Origin of the sequence: Streptosporangium sp. NPDC001559 (assembly GCF_042893955.1) — a bacterium.
In the GTDB taxonomy this organism is placed as follows: Bacteria; Actinomycetota; Actinomycetes; order Streptosporangiales; family Streptosporangiaceae; genus Streptosporangium.
Genome location: NZ_JBIAVG010000026.1, coordinates 1 through 14,233, shown reverse-complemented (window position 1 = coordinate 14,233; position 14,233 = coordinate 1). Strand labels below are relative to the sequence as shown.

The 14,233-nt window shown below is 70.1% G+C and carries 17 protein-coding genes; 10 read left to right on the top strand and 7 right to left on the bottom strand.

Annotation, left to right across the window (positions count from 1 at the left end; all coding sequences use genetic code 11):
* The first annotated feature begins 56 nt into the window (after positions 1 to 56).
* A complete protein-coding gene (locus ACFYY8_RS38860) occupies positions 57 to 821 on the top strand; it encodes a hypothetical protein (RefSeq protein ID WP_390050008.1) in 765 nt (254 codons plus the stop codon).
* A gap of 36 nt (positions 822 to 857) precedes the next feature.
* Here ACFYY8_RS38860 and ACFYY8_RS38855 read toward each other — a convergent pair whose 3' ends face one another.
* Positions 858 to 1,499 (bottom strand): response regulator, encoded by a 642-nt coding sequence (locus ACFYY8_RS38855; protein WP_390050006.1) that lies wholly within the window; start codon positions 1,497 to 1,499, stop codon positions 858 to 860.
* Positions 1,500 to 1,852: 353 nt separating this feature from the next.
* Positions 1,853 to 2,134, bottom strand: a complete 282-nt coding sequence (locus tag ACFYY8_RS38850; RefSeq protein ID WP_352013283.1) for a hypothetical protein — start codon at positions 2,132 to 2,134, stop codon at positions 1,853 to 1,855.
* Between the two features lie 743 nt (positions 2,135 to 2,877).
* On the opposite strand from ACFYY8_RS38850, the gene ACFYY8_RS38845 reads away from it, so the two are divergent.
* Positions 2,878 to 3,120: a WhiB family transcriptional regulator gene (locus ACFYY8_RS38845; protein WP_390050170.1), complete on the top strand. Its 243-nt coding sequence runs from the start codon at positions 2,878 to 2,880 to the stop codon at positions 3,118 to 3,120.
* Positions 3,121 to 3,147: 27 nt separating this feature from the next.
* On the opposite strand, the gene ACFYY8_RS38840 is transcribed toward ACFYY8_RS38845, so the two are convergent.
* On the bottom strand, positions 3,148 to 4,131 hold the full coding sequence (locus ACFYY8_RS38840; protein ID WP_390050003.1) for a DUF72 domain-containing protein: 984 nt from the start codon (positions 4,129 to 4,131) through the stop codon (positions 3,148 to 3,150).
* A 170-nt stretch (positions 4,132 to 4,301) separates the two neighbouring features.
* Here ACFYY8_RS38840 and ACFYY8_RS38835 point away from each other — a divergent pair, with 170 nt between their 5' ends.
* Positions 4,302 to 5,297 (top strand): ArsR/SmtB family transcription factor, encoded by a 996-nt coding sequence (locus tag ACFYY8_RS38835; RefSeq protein WP_390050001.1) that lies wholly within the window; start codon positions 4,302 to 4,304, stop codon positions 5,295 to 5,297.
* Positions 5,298 to 5,355: 58 nt separating this feature from the next.
* Positions 5,356 to 5,640, top strand: coding sequence for a DUF427 domain-containing protein (locus tag ACFYY8_RS38830; RefSeq protein ID WP_352013287.1), 285 nt, complete (start codon positions 5,356 to 5,358; stop codon positions 5,638 to 5,640).
* An 83-nt stretch (positions 5,641 to 5,723) separates the two neighbouring features.
* On the opposite strand, the gene ACFYY8_RS38825 is transcribed toward ACFYY8_RS38830, so the two are convergent.
* The 3 genes from ACFYY8_RS38825 to ACFYY8_RS38815 form a co-directional block, all read right to left on the bottom strand.
* Entirely contained in the window at positions 5,724 to 6,911 is a 1,188-nt protein-coding gene (locus ACFYY8_RS38825; protein ID WP_390049999.1) for an FAD-dependent monooxygenase, read from the bottom strand.
* On the bottom strand, positions 6,908 to 7,750 hold the full coding sequence (locus tag ACFYY8_RS38820) for an SAM-dependent methyltransferase (protein WP_390049997.1): 843 nt from the start codon (positions 7,748 to 7,750) through the stop codon (positions 6,908 to 6,910). Before ACFYY8_RS38820 ends, ACFYY8_RS38825 begins: the two co-directional genes overlap by 4 nt.
* A 148-nt stretch (positions 7,751 to 7,898) precedes the next feature.
* Complete coding sequence (locus tag ACFYY8_RS38815; protein ID WP_390049995.1) at positions 7,899 to 8,204, bottom strand: hypothetical protein; 306 nt, start codon at positions 8,202 to 8,204, stop codon at positions 7,899 to 7,901.
* Positions 8,205 to 9,066: 862 nt separating this feature from the next.
* On the opposite strand from ACFYY8_RS38815, the gene ACFYY8_RS38810 reads away from it, so the two are divergent.
* Together ACFYY8_RS38810 and ACFYY8_RS38805 are read left to right on the top strand one after the other, a co-directional pair.
* Positions 9,067 to 9,927 carry a carbohydrate-binding protein gene (locus ACFYY8_RS38810; RefSeq protein ID WP_390049993.1) on the top strand — a complete coding sequence of 287 codons (861 nt, stop codon included), beginning with the start codon at positions 9,067 to 9,069 and terminating at the stop codon, positions 9,925 to 9,927.
* Positions 9,928 to 9,941: 14 nt separating this feature from the next.
* Complete coding sequence (locus ACFYY8_RS38805; RefSeq protein ID WP_390049991.1) at positions 9,942 to 10,118, top strand: hypothetical protein; 177 nt, start codon at positions 9,942 to 9,944, stop codon at positions 10,116 to 10,118.
* A 194-nt stretch (positions 10,119 to 10,312) separates the two neighbouring features.
* Here the strand turns inward: ACFYY8_RS38805 and ACFYY8_RS38800 are convergent, their stop codons facing one another.
* Positions 10,313 to 10,600: a Fe-S cluster assembly protein HesB gene (locus tag ACFYY8_RS38800; RefSeq protein WP_390049989.1), complete on the bottom strand. Its 288-nt coding sequence runs from the start codon at positions 10,598 to 10,600 to the stop codon at positions 10,313 to 10,315.
* A 242-nt stretch (positions 10,601 to 10,842) separates the two neighbouring features.
* Here ACFYY8_RS38800 and ACFYY8_RS38795 point away from each other — a divergent pair, with 242 nt between their 5' ends.
* From ACFYY8_RS38795 to ACFYY8_RS38780, 4 genes are all read left to right on the top strand, one after another.
* Positions 10,843 to 11,643, top strand: coding sequence for an alpha/beta fold hydrolase (locus tag ACFYY8_RS38795; RefSeq protein WP_390049987.1), 801 nt, complete (start codon positions 10,843 to 10,845; stop codon positions 11,641 to 11,643).
* Positions 11,643 to 12,098, top strand: a complete 456-nt coding sequence (locus ACFYY8_RS38790) for a GbsR/MarR family transcriptional regulator (protein ID WP_390049985.1) — start codon at positions 11,643 to 11,645, stop codon at positions 12,096 to 12,098. The genes ACFYY8_RS38795 and ACFYY8_RS38790 overlap by 1 nt, the downstream gene beginning before the upstream one ends.
* Before the next feature lie 87 nt (positions 12,099 to 12,185).
* Positions 12,186 to 13,184: a helix-turn-helix transcriptional regulator gene (locus ACFYY8_RS38785; protein WP_390049983.1), complete on the top strand. Its 999-nt coding sequence runs from the start codon at positions 12,186 to 12,188 to the stop codon at positions 13,182 to 13,184.
* A 64-nt stretch (positions 13,185 to 13,248) separates the two neighbouring features.
* Entirely contained in the window at positions 13,249 to 13,815 is a 567-nt protein-coding gene (locus ACFYY8_RS38780) for a GNAT family N-acetyltransferase (RefSeq protein WP_390049981.1), read from the top strand.
* Positions 13,816 to 14,233: the final 418 nt, after the last annotated feature.

Below are 14,233 nucleotides of genomic sequence, written 5' to 3'. Positions count from 1 at the left end.
CCTACCCACAACGCGGTGCCCGTGTGGACGGGGAGACGTCCGCGCCGTGTGCTTTCATGGCAGGCGTGGCCAGTCCGCTTCAGCACGGTGACCCGCCCCACCTGGGGCCCTTCGTGCTGCGGGCACGACTGGGAGTCGGTCCCGCCGGGCTGGTCTATCTCGGGCAGGGCTCCGACGGCAGGCAGGTCTCGGTCGCGGTGCTCACCAGGGGCGCCGCGCACGACCCCGCGGCCCGCGACCGCTTCGTCACCGGCATCCGCGAGGCGGCGACGAGCCGTTCGGGGATGCGGGGCTGGATGGTCAGGGCGGCCCGCGGCCGTACGGCGGTCGCGGACACGATGCCCCAGGTTCTGGCGATGGACGGCGGGGACGCGCCGTGGGTGGCGACGCCGTACGAACCGGGAAGGGCGGGGGCGGAGCGTTTCCTCGAACCGGTGCTGGTGCGCGGCACACTGATCGGCGAGCGGCACGGTCCCGACTTCGCGCCGCACTGGGTGAGCGACCGCTCGCCCGCGCTGCCCGCGCCGCCGGTCGGAGCGCCGCCGCCCGTCGAGACGCGTCGTTCCGTGCTCTTCGCCTCGGCCACGCTCGCCGTGCTGCTGGTGCTGCTGGCCGCGATGCTGCTGGTGTTGCTGCGCAGGCAGGAGGAGGGGGCGCCGCCGCCGAGGCCGCGCCCGCAGACGACGTTCGTGCCGACCCCGCCGCCGGTTCCCGCGACGACCGAGCCGGGGCAGCCGACCCCTTCGCCGTCCCCTTCGGAGAGCGGTGGCGGCAGGCCGGGGCCGGGGGAGGGCGACGAGGACGACGGCTCCCCCATCTGAGGCGTCCCGCCCGGGTGGCTCACGGAGTTCGCGGTGTCATCTGGGGGAGACGAAGCCCGACTCGTAGGCGGCGATGACGGCCTGGGGGCGTTCGCGGGCGCCGAGTTTGGACAGCACGCCGCTCACGTGCGTCCTGATCACGTCCGTGCCGACGGCCAGTTCCACGGCGATCTCGCCGTTCGACAGGCCGCGTGCCATCAGGCGCAGTACGTCCGCCTCGCGTTCGGTGAGCCTGCCGATGCCGGGGACGGTCCTGCCGTCGCCGTGCAGGGCGGCGAGGGTGCGCACGGCGGAGGGGAAGAGCAGGCAGTCTCCGACGGCCACGGTCCTGATCGCCTGGACGAGTTCGTCGGGGCGGGTCCGTCTGAGCAGGAAGCCGCTCACCCCGGATCGCAGCGCCTCGTAGACGAGGTCGTCGTTGCCGAAGGCGGCGATCACGATGATCTTGGGGGGTTCGGGCAGGGAGAGCAGGTGCCGGATCGCCTGGACGCCGTCCACCGCGGGCATCCGCACGTCCACGAGCACCACGTCGGGGCGCAGTTCGCGTGCGGCGGTCAGGGCCCCGGCGCCGTCGGCCGCCTCGCCGACCACGGTGAGCCCGGGTTCGGAGTCGATGATGATCCGCAGTCCCGTGCGGGTCAGGTCCTCGTCGTCGGCGATCACCACGCGCAGGGTCATGGCCATGACCATACAGACCGTGCCCTGAGGGGTCCGCCCCGCCTCGTTCGAGGTCTTTCCCGGGCCGCGGCCGGATGGAAAGGGGAGGGCTCGTCGGTGATTTACGGACTGGGCGGGAATTGCGAGGAAAACCGGGCTATTGCCTTTTGGTGTGGCATGCCCGTCAAGTCTCAAGTTTGAGAAGTGAGATGAAAAGGTGTGTCACGCCCGGTTTGTCGTGCTTGGGGCATGAAAAACCCCTGACGAGAAAAGCGCTGGCCAGTCACTCTTCGCGTCAGGGGTTGGTGCTACGTGAGAATCCTCGTGCCTCTATGACGGTGCCCGCTGTGCACATGAGCGGCCGTCACAGGCGCCTAGTTGTTGTTGCTGCTAGGGCTGAGGATGGGGATGTTGACGTCGCACAGGTTCAGGCCGAGGCCGAGGCCCAGGAGCAGGCCGAGACCCTGGTTGTTGGTGGAGCAGGTGGTCTCGCTGCTGGTGACGTCGACGTCCTGGTCGTGGCCGACGTGGAACGGCGGCACGTGGTAGGGCGACGGGAAGGGGTCGGTAGCAGCAGAGGCCGCGGTGGCCTGCGTCATGGCGGCGACAGCCAGGGCGCTTGCGACGGCCGCGCCGACGATAACGCGACGGATCATGGTATTCCTCCATGGAGACTAATGGGAAATTCTGGGCGAATCAGCGTGAGTGCCTTTCGGCTCCCTGCGGATCGCCAGGGACAATGATTGTGCATCGAGGGTCTGGATTTCAACGTTGTCGAGCAACTGGAAAGTAAAGTACTGAGGGTTTATCTCAAAAAATAGAATATGATCGTTTTGGTCCTTTAGGGATGACAGTGATATGTCATCGATGGCGCTTTTTTCTGCCTCCGGTGTATCTGGTGCTGACATGTCGTAAAAGCGCGACAAATGAGCCCTTCGCGGGAATTGGTGCATGGATATTTCCCGACACTTCCGGCGAGATCGACCACGTGGGTCGCGTCAGGCGGAGCCCCGCGTGCCGTGTGAGGCCGGAGATCGTGGCCCGCTTCGGCTGGGAGGCGGGTGGAACGTGACCTGTGCCATATCCATGTCATGGCCGTGTCGTGGTCGTGCGGGCGGGCCCGGCGGGCGGCCGGAGGATGTCCGGCGGGTGATCCGGGAGGGGTACCGGCCCCCGGCGGCCGTCATCGGCGGGCGGGGGAGCGCGGAGGTTCGGAGATCGTGCCCCTGACGGGCGGCTTCTCAGGGAAATCCGAGGTCAAGACGCCCCGATTTTTCCCCCGAAAAGGTATGAATGTACTTCCTGCGGGCACGCGATCCAGAAGCCGAGCCGCCAACCGTCGAGCTTCCTCACCGTCATTGGATCGCCTATGTCTCTTCAGGGCAACGTCATCCCCATCATCCATTGGTCGCGCCGTTCTCTCTGTCTCACCGAGGACCCCGAGCTCTTCTTCCCCGTCTCCATGGAGGGACCGGGGCGGGAGCAGTACGAACAGGCCAAGGCCGTGTGCCGCCGCTGTCCGGTGCAGCACCGCTGCCTGGAGTACGCCCTGAACACCCACCAGATGTACGGGGTGTGGGGCGGGACGAGTCCCGACGAGCGCAGGGCGGCGATGACGGCGCCCAGACGCGGGGCCAGGTGACGGATCACGGGAACGGGGCCGTACCCCTCAGTGGGGGCGGCGCCGCGCGGCGGGATGGGTGAGGACCCCGGCGCGGGAGGAAGGCGCGGCGTCCTCGGCCTCCCGTGACTCCTCGATCAGGGCGGCCAGCCGGGCGGCGGTGCGCTGCGAGGTGTCACCGCAGCAGACGTTGGTGATCACGTGGGTCGTCTCCGCGCTCCGGGAGAGCGCGAGGATCCGGGAGGCCCACCCCCTGAGCTCGGTCTCGGTGTACCGGTAGGAGAAACGCTCCTCGACGTTCCCGCCCACCCACCGCGACGAGTGGCCGTGCAGGCGGACCACGGCGAGGTCGGAGGTCACGGCCGTCACCGGCGGGATCGAGGAGGGATGGCCCTGGGGCATGTCGACGCACACGTAGGGGATGTCGTGCTCGGCGAGGAAGTCCAGGGTCGCGGCGCGGCCGGCCCCCTCCATCCAGGTCCGGTTGCGGAACTCGACACAGATCCGCATCGGCGCGCATCGGCGGGCGCATTCGAGGACGCGCCGCCTGCCGTGCTCCCCGGCGGGCAGCCACGGCGGGAACTGGAACAGCAGGGCGCCCAGCTTGCCCGCCTCGTGCAGCGGGGTGAGCGTGCCGAGGAAGCGCCGCCAGACCTCCTCGGCGACGTGCGGGCCGACGCCGTCCAGATAGAGGCGCTCCGGTGTCTCGCCGAGTGTGTCCCGCAGGTCCTTGTAGAGCGCCTCGGGGCGGGTCGGATGACCGGTGAGCAGGGAGAACGCCTTGACGTTGAAGACGAAGCCCGCCGGAGTGCGGTCCCGCCAGGCCTGCACGGTCCGTAGCGACGGAGGGTGGTAGTAGGTGGAGTCGACCTCCACGATCGGGAACCGCGAGGCGTACCAGGCCAGCCGCGCGGCCGGGGTCGAGGCCTCCTCGGGGTACCAGCCCGACTCCAGCAGCGACCTGTCCGTCCAGGAGGCCGTACCGACCAGAATCCGGCCGGGGCGGGCCGTCCGGTGGATGGCGTGTGTCATCTCCCGTCCCTGCCCCCGCGCCGGCTCCTCTCACCCGTGAGCCGCTCGTTGAGCCGCCCGGCCGCCGTTCGAACCCCGGCAGGGAGTCCCTCCGCGCGACCGGTTTACCGAAGTTTCCAGCTTTAGTGAAATGTCGTCGTTTCCGAGGGTCGGTCACTAGGGTTGCCCGGGTGGGGGCGGATACGGGGACACGGGTGTGGAGCGAACTGCGGGTTTCCTCGGCGCCGAGGGTCTCGGTGTCGATCTCACCGAATCTGACGGCTCTGGCGGTGATCGCCGACGCGCTGGCGGGCAGACGGAGGGGGCTGCCCGAGCGGTGGCGGCGGGTGATCCAGGAGTCGGTCGGCCCGCAGGCGCGGGAGGCGGTCAGGCCGCTCGGCGCGCCGGGATACTCGGTCGTCCCTGACAGCGTGGTGCCCCAGACCCCGATCGAGGGATTCTCCGTCGCCTCACAGGCCGAGCTGCTGCGCGCGGTGCCCGAGGAGCAGCTGACGGCCGACCTCGAACAGGCCTTCGGCGAGCAGGGGGTGCCCGAGCACTGGCGCTGGGCCGCCGACCGGCCGAAACGCTGGCTGGCGGGGTACGCGGCGGCGCTCGGGGACGTGTGGGACGCGACGGGGCCGGTGTGGGCGCGGGCCTCGTCCCTGCTGGACCGGGAGGTCGAGCGGGTCGGCACCGCCGTCGTCAGGGGCGGCCTCGACGTGCTGCTGAGCTCCCTGAGCGAGCGGATCCAGTACGGCGAGGACGGGCTGCTGATCGCGGACCTGGAGCCGAGCCGGTACGACCTCGGCGACCGCAGGATGATCCTGGTGCCGATGCTGGCCGGGCGTGACGCCGTGATCGTGAAGCTGGACCACCCCGAGGTGGTGTGGATCGCCTACCCGGTCCCCGGAGCCGAGTCACTGTGGCACGGGCCCAACCCCCGGGCGGCCGACGAGCTGGCGGCGCTGATCGGGCCGGTGCGCGCGGCACTGCTGCACACCCTGGACCAGCCCGCCACGATGAGCGCCCTGGCCGCCGGGGCGGGGATGGTGCCCAGCGCGATCACCTACCACTGTGAGCGGCTGGTCGCGGCGGGCCTGGTCAGCCGCGAACGGCGGGGCCGTGAGGTGTGGATCGTCCGTACCCGCAGGGGCGAGGAGCTGCTGGACCTGTTCCGGCACTGAGGGCCGGGGGCCGAGGCCTGCGCGATCCGTCGCAGGGGCCGTGTGCGAACCTTGGCCCATGGCTACTGCGCGCTGGAACGGCGAGATCATCGCGGAAAGCGACGAGACGGTGATCGTGGAGGGCAACCACTACTTCCCGATCGAGTCCGTCTCCTCCGAGTACCTCAGGCCGTCGGAGACCACCACCGTCTGCGGCTGGAAGGGCACGGCGAACTACTACACGCTGCACGTCGAGGGGGCGGAGAACCCCGACGCCGCCTGGTACTACGCGGACCCGAAGGAGGAGGCCGCCCAGATCAGGGGACGGGTGGCCTTCTGGAAGGGCGTCGAGGTCACCGGCTGAGCGGGCTGCGGGACGGAGCGGAAAGGAAGGGGGACGGCCGCAGGGCCGTCCCCCTTGCCGCTGCCGGGCGTCGGCGCACCGGGTCAGTGCACCAGTTCGGCCTCGACCTCGTGGCCGTACAGCCAGGCGTTCTGCCGCAGCGGGTCGCCATTGGCGAGACCCTCGTCGCGTCTGCGCTGCTCGGGGCCGTCGGGCAGGTGGTTGACCACCTCGCGCCCCCGGCTGCCGAGCTGTACCTGGGAGGCTCTCGGCTTGCGGATCTCCTCGTAGCGCAGCAGCGCCCGCGCCGCGGTCTCCGGCGTCGCCTCCCGCAGGCATCCGGCCAGGACCGTGGCGTCCTCGACCGCCTGGCAGGCCCCCTGACCGAGGAAGGGCAGCATCGCGTGGGCGGCGTCCCCGAGCAGGGTCACCCGCCCGTCGGTCCAGCGATCGAGGGGGCTGCGGTCGTACATGGCCCAGCGCTTGGTCTCCGACGCGGCGGCGATCAGTTCCCCGAGCCGGGGGTCCCACGTCTCGAACTCCCGGGCCAGGTCCTCAAGCCGGCCGTCCGTCGTCCACGACTCGATGCGCCACTCGCCGGCGGGCACGACCGCGACGACGTTGACCAGCCGTCCCCGGCTGACCGGGTAGTGCACGAAGTGCCTGCCCGGTCCGAGCCAGATCGTCTGGGACGGCCTGGTCATCAGGGAGGGGGCGGCGTCGGCGGGGACCAGGCACCGGTAGGCGCACAGCCCGGAGAAACGCGGCGCCGCCTCGGTCACGACCGTGGGCCGTACCGTGGAGTGGATTCCGTCGGCGCCGACGACCACGTCCGCGACGGCCGTGCTCTCCCGGCCCGCGGAGTCGGTGAGGGTCAGCTCGACCTCCCGCTCGTCCTGCCGCAGGCCGGTCAGCCGCCGGTCGAGCCGTACGATCTCCTCGGGCAGCGCCTCGGCCAGCATGGCCAGCAGGTCGGCCCGGTGCGCGACGTAGCAGTCGACGCCGTACAGCCTGCGGCACTCCGCCCCCATCCGCTGGGCGAACAGTACGCTGCCGTCCTGCCAGCGACGCATCTCCCAGGCGGTCTCAAGGCGTACGGCGAACTCGGCCAGCCGTTCACCGAGCCCGGCCCTGACCAGGGGGCGCACCATGTTGGGGGCGACGATGATGCCCGCGCCGACCTCGCGCAGCTCACCGCTCTGCTCGTAGACGGTCACCTCGACGCCCGCCCGGCTCAGCAGCAGGGCGGTGGTCAGCCCGCCGAGTCCCCCTCCGACGACGGCGACTCTCATCGGGCACCTCCGCTGTTCACGGGCCCCGCCAGACGGCCGAGCCCTCCGTCAACTCTGATTCTGGACGGTCCCCCTCCGGGCAGCGGCGGCAGCCCGTCGTCGTCGGAGCGCCAGTCCTGTACGGGCACCAGCCCCGGGGCGAGCAGGTCGAACGGGCCGAAGAGCGCGCGGACCCGCTCGTGCGGGCGGAAGGTCACCTGCATGGGGGTGTTCGCCGTCCCCGAGGACAGCTGTGCCCGCGCGGTGGGCGCGCTCTCGGCCATGACGTGTGAGAGCGCGAGATGGCTGCCCGGCGCCACCCGCCGGGCGAACTCCTCGACGAGACCCTCCGGGTCCTCCTCGTCGGTGACGAAGTGCAGCACCGCGACCATGACCAGGCCGACCGGCTCGGAGAAGTCGATCAGCCGGGTGACCTCGGGGTCCTCGACGATGTCGCCGGGCCTGCGGACGTCGGCCTGGACGCTCGTCACGTTCTTGCCTCCGGCCAGCAGCACCTCGGCGTGCAGCCGTACGACGGGGTCGTAGTCGACGTAGACCACGGTGGCCGACGGGTCGGCCGCGTGCGCGATCTCGTGCACGCTGGGGGAGGTCGGGATGCCGGTCCCCAGGTCGATGAACTGCCGGACACCCTGTTCGGCCATGACCTGGACCGCCCTGACCAGGAAGTCGCGGTTGGCCCTGGCCGTCGTCCTGGCGTCGGGGGCGACCGTGAGCAGTCGTTCGGCGAAGGTCCGGTCGACCGCGAGGTTGTCCTTGCCCCCCAGCAGGTAGTCGTAGACCCGCGCCGAGCTGGGCACGGTCGGATCGACCCCCGGGGGAACACGTTCCAACTTGGTCACCGCGACTCCTCCGTCGGCGAAGGCCAGCGCGTTGATCATACTGGTGGAATTACCACTCAGGATGGCTTATCAGGACCAAGTATCCGTTCTCGCTATCCCCTTCCGTACGGCCCCGCCGGCGGGCGCGGGCCGTACGGAAGGAGGGTGTTCAGCGTGTCTGGACCTGGACGGAGACGATCTGGTGTGCGGTGATCCAGGTCGAGGAGGTCGTGCCCGCCGGGGCCCATTCGCTGTAGATCGGGATGTATCCGACCTCCGCGAGGAAGTGCTTCTGCAGGACGAAGACACGGTGCTCGCCCGTGCCGCCCGAGCAGTAGCTGCTGGCCGTCTGGCCGTTGATCTGGTAGCTGCAACCCGTTGGGGACGCCGAGGCGCTCGTCGCGGTACCGGTCACCATCGTGGCGGTCAGCAGCGCGGTGGCGCAGACGGCCGAGACCCGGCTTCTGGCGTTCATGTGTGACTCCTGGGGGGTGGGCGTCAGGTGTGCCGCCCGCCTTTCCGGTCCGCGCCGGGGTCGCGGCCCTCCTGGGCGGGCAAGAAGGCGGCCCCCGGGCGGGGCGCGCCGAAGTCGCCGTCGAAGGCGATTAGATGAGGATGATGTCGCAGGTCAGCGTACTTATGGTTAGGAAAGTTTCTTTAAAGAAAAGATAAACCGGGTCTTGGGGGGCGTCAATATCCCGTTTGGGGAGTGCGCGGGCCGCCGTTTTCCTGTCCGGATCGGAAGGGTCGTGCAGGTCCCCGGCGACGGTGCCCGGGAGGGCGGCGGACCGTCCGATCCGCCGGCCGCCGGATCGCGGCGGGGACCGGTCCCGTCTGTCTCCTCGTCGCCCCGTCTGGGCTGTCCGTCCCCGGATGGCCATCACTTCGGGTGATCCCCCCGGCTCCTCCTCGTGTTCGCGAGGGTCGCGAGATCGCGGAAAAGAAGGATGGAACGGTCTAGAGTGTGCTCTCCAGGCGTAACACCTTGTATGCGGCCAGAAGGCAGGGGAGAGCGAGCGGTTCGGCATGGTATTACGGACCCTCTGCTTCCGCAATTCTCCCGTAGCCGAAATCGGGCGTCGTGAGATGAAAACCATCTGCGAACGCCTTGACCTGCTCGTTTACTGGAAAAAGGTGCATAGCGTGAAGTTATAGAAAACTGTGGGGTTCAACCCACTCCCGCACGGTGTCAGCTTTGGTCCAGTCCAGGCTGCCTGGTTCGTTCGGCCCGCCCGTGGCGGCATCGCACATCGCCGGTCCCTCACCGGCCTCGTCGGCGCCGTGCGCGGACGGGAGGAGCGGCCAGGCACGACCCCCCGAAGGCCAAGGAGGCCATTGTGGACGCCGAGAACACCCCCGTCGAGGAATTCGACGAAGAGAATGACACCCGGGGCATCAGCCGTAAGACCCTGCTGAAGGCCGCCATCATAGGTGCCCCGATCCCGCTGCTGATGGGTGGGGTGCCCGCCCTGGCTCGGGACGCCAAGCAAGAGGGCAAGCTGCTCGACCCGACGCCGTTCTGCGGCAACGGCGACGCCGCCACGATCGCCCAGACCGAGGGCCCGTACTTCAAGCCGGGTTCCCCGCTGCGTGACACGCTGACCGGTGCCGGAACGCTGCTGACCGTGAGCGGTTACGTGTTCAACCGCTCCTGCCAGCCGGTCGCCAACGCGCTGATGGACTTCTGGCAGGCGGACAACGCCGGTAACTACGACAACTCCGGCTACACCTTCCGCGGTCACCAGTTCACCAACGCGCAGGGTTTCTACAAGCTGACCACGATCGTGCCGGGTCTGTACCCGGGCCGCACCCGTCACATCCACATGAAGGTGCAGGCTCCCGGCAGGGGCATCCTGACCACCCAGACGTACTTCCCCGGTGAGCCCCGCAACAACACGGACACCATCTACGACTCGCGTCTGCTGATGAACGTCAGGACGGTCGGTTCGGGCAAGGAGGCGACCTACGACTTCGTGCTCAACTTCACGGGCACGCCGCAGACTCCCACGCCGACCCCCACCAACAGCAGCACCCCGACCCCGACCAGCAACCCGGGTGGTACCTGGGCCGCGGGCACGAGCTACGCCGCCGGAGACGTCGTCTCCTACGGTGGCTCGAACTACCGCTGCATCCAGGGCCACACCGCCTACCCCGGGTGGGAGCCGCCGAACGTCCCCGCCCTGTGGCAGCGCGTCTGACGTACCGGCCCGTCATGACCGGTGTCCGCGTGCGCGCGGCCACCGGTGCCGGATACTCCGGCCGGCGCACCGTGGGGCCGGTGCAGCGCGGACCGGTGGGCGGGACGGTCAGCCGTCCCGCCATGGCGGCGGTCTCCGTCCGCCGCGCGAACCCCGTAGTCACCGTGCCAGGGCGGGCGCTCATCCGGTGACACAGCGGGACGCGCGGGCGGCCGGGGACCGGCGCCGCGTCCGCGGACCGGGTGCCACGCCTGGGTGTGGCACCCGGTCCCGTCGCGGTCTTCCCCGGTGCGCCCGGACCCTCCCGGGTCCGCACCCCCTTTTCCGGGGAACGTCGGGAGGCGGCCCGTCCGTCAGGACGCGCCTCCCGGCGGCCGGGAAGCGGTCAGCGGTTCTGCTCGGTGACGAGGAAGGCCACGGAGCCTCCCTCACCGATGTCCGCGTCCAGCGCCTTGTCGTCGAGTATGTCGGCGGCCGCCCGGTCCAGGAAGATCCGGGCCCCGTCCGTCTCGACCACCTTGTCGTCCGTCTCCGGGCCGTTCACGACCGACAGCGTCAGTGAGCCCGTGCCGTCCGCCTGTGAGGCGATTCGGACGCCGGTGTCCTCCGATTCCGCCATCTGAGAACTGAGGTCCCTGATCACCTGGGCAGCGGTGTCCGTCAATGTGAGCATTTGTGACTCCTTGTCGGGATCTCGGGTTGATTCCTCGCCCTTGCCCGCTGTGAAAGTGCCCAACCTCCTCGCCGGTCGTTATTTCCTCCGCCGTGCCGTACGAGGTCCCGGGCGGGGAGCCGGCGTCAAGGGGCTCGGCGGCGCTTGGGGACGCCTTCCGTGTGCTCGTCGGAACGGAGGCCTCGTCGGGCGGCCGACGCAGGAGTCATCACCATATTTGCTATATTTAGTACATGCTAAATATGGCCGATGTGCTGTCGTTCGACGGGTGTGACCTGCGTTACGACGACAGCGGCGGTGCAGGGGTGCCGGTGGTCCTCACACACGGCGCCGGGGCCGACCACGTGATGTTCGACGCCCAGGCCGAACATCTGCGCGCCCGGGGGTTTCGCGTCGTCGTCTGGGACATGCGCGGCCACGGTCTTTCCCGTCCGGCCGCCGGCCCGTTCACCGCGGAACGGGCGCTGGCCGACCTGCGCGCGCTCATCGAACACCTGGCGCTGGACCGGCCCGTGCTGGCGGGCCAGTCCCTGGGCGGCAACCTCGGCCAGGCCCTCGTCCGGCGGGACCGCCACCTGGCCCGGGCCCTGATCGTCATCGACTCGACGTGGAACACCGGGCCGCTGTCCTGGGGTGAACGCATGCTGCTCAAGATGGCCGCGCCGATGTTGCTGGCGCTTCCGGCCAGGCGTCTCCCGGAGCTGATGGCCAACGCCTCCGCGGTCACACCGGACGCCCGGGCGGACGCCCGGCGCGCCTTCTCCCAGATGCCCAAGGAGGACTTCGTCCAGGTGTGGAAGGCCGCCGTGGAGCTTGTCGTCCCCGATCCCGGCTATCGCACGCCCGTTCCGCTGTGCCTGATCCGCGGCCGGCATGACCGGACCGGCAACATCGCCTCGGCCATGCCCGGATGGGCCCGGGCCGAAGGCGTCGAAGAGGTCGTCATCCCCGACGCGGGCCACATGTCCACCCAGGACAACCCGCGAGCCGTCAACGCGGCGATCGAGACGTTCCTCACCACGCTGACCCGTCGGGAGCGGTGATGGACGCCGACAAGCGCGACTCGTTCACCGTCTCGGTGGGCGACCTGCTGGCCTCCTGGAACCTGCCGCACGCCACCGGCCGCGTCTACGGGCTGCTCCTGGTGAGCGAGGAGCCACAGTCCCTGGACGCGATCGCCGCCGAACTCTCGCTGAGCAAGGGGTCGGTGAGCACCGCGGTGCGCCAGCTGGACTCCTGGGGGCTGGCCAGGACCATTCCCCAGCCGGGAAGCCGCAGGCTCCTGGTCGAGGCCGCCGGTGGAATCGCGTCCCTGCTGGAGGCCAGTCACGCGCGCGCCGGGACCCTGATCGCCGCCCTGAGAGAAGGAGAGGACCTGGTCGGCCCCGGTCCCGCGCGCCGGAGGCTCCAGGACGTGATCGGCCTGTTCGAAGGTTATGTCGACGTCGGAAACCAGATGCTCACCGCGTACCGCAGGCAGCGCGAACGCCGGCCGTGAGCCCCGGCGGGTCGTCCTCGCCGTACATGTGGGGGAGGGGCGCCGGCCCTGGAGAGCCTGTGGGACGGCTGCGGGACAATGGTGCGCATGCGTGCGAGTCGTCTGCTGTCACTGCTGCTGCTTCTGCAGACCCGGGGGCGGATGACGGCCACCGAGCTCTCGGGAGAGCTCGAGGTCTCGATCCGCACGGTCTACCGGGACGTCGAGGCGCTGTCGTCGGCCGGTGTGCCGGTCTACGCCGACCGGGGACCCGCCGGGGGATACCAGCTGCTGGACGGCTACCGCACCCGCCTCAACGGCCTGACCGCGGAGGAGGCCTCCTCGCTGTTCCTCGCGGCGCTGCCGGGGCCCGCGGCGGAACTGGGCCTGGGGGAGCTCGCGGCGAACGCCGAGCTGAAGCTGCTCGCCGCACTGCCGCCGGAGCCGCGCTCCCACGCCACCCGGATGCGCGAGCGCTTCCACATGGACGTCCCGGGGTGGTACCGCGACGCCGACGAGACCCCTTTCCTGGCCGACGTCGCGGAGGCGGTCTGGGAACAGCGGCCGATCCGCATGACCTACCGGCGCTGGGGGCCTCGCGAGGTCGAACGGCTGGCCCAGCCGTACGGCCTGGTGCTCAAGGGCGGGACGTGGTACCTCGTGGCGGCGGCCGACGGGGGAGGCCCGCGCACCTACCGCGTGTCGCGGATCGTGACCGCCGAGATCCTCGACGGCCGCTTCGAACGGCCGGAGGGCTTCGACCTGTCCGCGTTCTGGAGGGACTACTCGGCCGGGTTCCGTGCCCGTATGCACACCGGGCACGCCCTGGTGCGGGTCGCGCCGGACGCGACGAAGATGCTCCGTTACGCCGTCGGCGCCGAGATCGTCGACACCGCCCTGGCCGAGGCGGAACCGCCGGACGAGCGGGGCTGGACCACCCTGCTCCTGCCGACCGAGTCGACCAGGCACGCCCACTGGCTGCTGCTGCGAATGGGCGCGGACGTCGAGGTGCTCGAACCGCCCGAGCTACGCGCCATGATGACCGAGACGGCCACCGGGCTCCGCGACCTGTACGGCCCCGGGGAGGAGCCCGGAGAGGGCGTCTGAACAGCGGAAACGCCGGGAGGAAAAACCGTCGCCCGCCGCGGGGCGGGTGCCCTACTCTGTCCGGATGCCGAAGCCTTTCTCCCCCGCCTTTCCCATTCGCACCGCCCGCCTGATCCTGCGCCCCTTCACCCACGACGACCTGGAGGGCCTGCACGCCATCCGATCGCTGCCCGAGGTCGCACGGTACGTGCCCTGGGAGCCGGGTGACCTGGAGAAGACCGCCAAGGCGCTGGAGGCCAGGATCGGGCAGACGACGCTGACCGAGGAGAACCAACCGCTCACCGTCGCGGTCGAGGTGGCCGGGACCGGCGAGCTGATCGGCGACGCCATGCTCTTCTGGGTGAGCGAACAGCATCGCTGCGGAGAGGTCGGCTACGTCTTCCACCCCGCCCACCACGGCAGGGGATACGCGACCGAGACGGTCATGGCCCTGCTCGAACTCGGCTTCGACGGCCTGGGCCTGCGCCGGATCATCGGCCGTCTCGACACCCGCAACGAGGCGTCCGCCCGGGTGCTGGAGCGCGTCGGCATGCGCCGTGAGGCCCACCTGGTGGAGAACGAGCTGTTCAAGGGGGAGTGGACGGACGAGTTCGTCTACGCGATCCTGCGGCGCGAATGGGAGTCCCGGTAGGACCCGTGCGACCAGGTACACCCGTTCAACGGATCTTTCCGTGATCGTCGGGCGTACGTGGTCGTGCACGGCCGGTGCTGATCCGGATTCGTGAGGGTCGCGACGGCGTGGCCGACCGCTTCGCGAGAGAGCCGGACGCCGCGTGCGCCATCCCGGCGCACCCCGGGCTACTTCGGCGACGGAGGAACCGCAGGTCGAAACCCCTCGAAGTCAGACTCTGAGCAGCCCCGGCGGGGCACACTGCGCCCCGGTCATCGACGCCTGGTGTTCGCTGGACCGATCTGTCGCGTGGGAAGCGGTTCGCCCCGGGCGAGGGCGGGTGTGGTCAGTCGATGCCTTCGACGATGCGGAAGTCGCGCTCGACGCCGTCGGGGAGGGCGACCAGCGCCTTCTGGTACGCCTCGCTCTCGTATGCCGC

Bases quoted from the DNA above. Each gene is read 5' to 3' on its own strand.
- ACFYY8_RS38860 (WP_390050008.1), top strand. From the start codon at position 57: ATGGCAGGCGTGGCCAGTCCGCTTCAGCACGGTGACCCGCCCCACCTG.
- ACFYY8_RS38785 (WP_390049983.1), top strand. From the start codon at position 12,186: ATGCGTGCGAGTCGTCTGCTGTCACTGCTGCTGCTTCTGCAGACCCGG.
- ACFYY8_RS38790 (WP_390049985.1), top strand. From the start codon at position 11,643: ATGGACGCCGACAAGCGCGACTCGTTCACCGTCTCGGTGGGCGACCTG.
- ACFYY8_RS38840 (WP_390050003.1), bottom strand. From the start codon at position 4,131: ATGACACACGCCATCCACCGGACGGCCCGCCCCGGCCGGATTCTGGTC.
- ACFYY8_RS38825 (WP_390049999.1), bottom strand. From the start codon at position 6,911: ATGAGAGTCGCCGTCGTCGGAGGGGGACTCGGCGGGCTGACCACCGCC.
- ACFYY8_RS38780 (WP_390049981.1), top strand. From the start codon at position 13,249: ATGCCGAAGCCTTTCTCCCCCGCCTTTCCCATTCGCACCGCCCGCCTG.
- ACFYY8_RS38795 (WP_390049987.1), top strand. From the start codon at position 10,843: ATGGCCGATGTGCTGTCGTTCGACGGGTGTGACCTGCGTTACGACGAC.
- ACFYY8_RS38800 (WP_390049989.1), bottom strand. From the start codon at position 10,600: ATGCTCACATTGACGGACACCGCTGCCCAGGTGATCAGGGACCTCAGT.
- ACFYY8_RS38830 (WP_352013287.1), top strand. From the start codon at position 5,356: ATGGCTACTGCGCGCTGGAACGGCGAGATCATCGCGGAAAGCGACGAG.
- ACFYY8_RS38805 (WP_390049991.1), top strand. From the start codon at position 9,942: ATGACCGGTGTCCGCGTGCGCGCGGCCACCGGTGCCGGATACTCCGGC.
- ACFYY8_RS38850 (WP_352013283.1), bottom strand. From the start codon at position 2,134: ATGATCCGTCGCGTTATCGTCGGCGCGGCCGTCGCAAGCGCCCTGGCT.
- ACFYY8_RS38815 (WP_390049995.1), bottom strand. From the start codon at position 8,204: ATGAACGCCAGAAGCCGGGTCTCGGCCGTCTGCGCCACCGCGCTGCTG.
- ACFYY8_RS38855 (WP_390050006.1), bottom strand. From the start codon at position 1,499: ATGACCCTGCGCGTGGTGATCGCCGACGACGAGGACCTGACCCGCACG.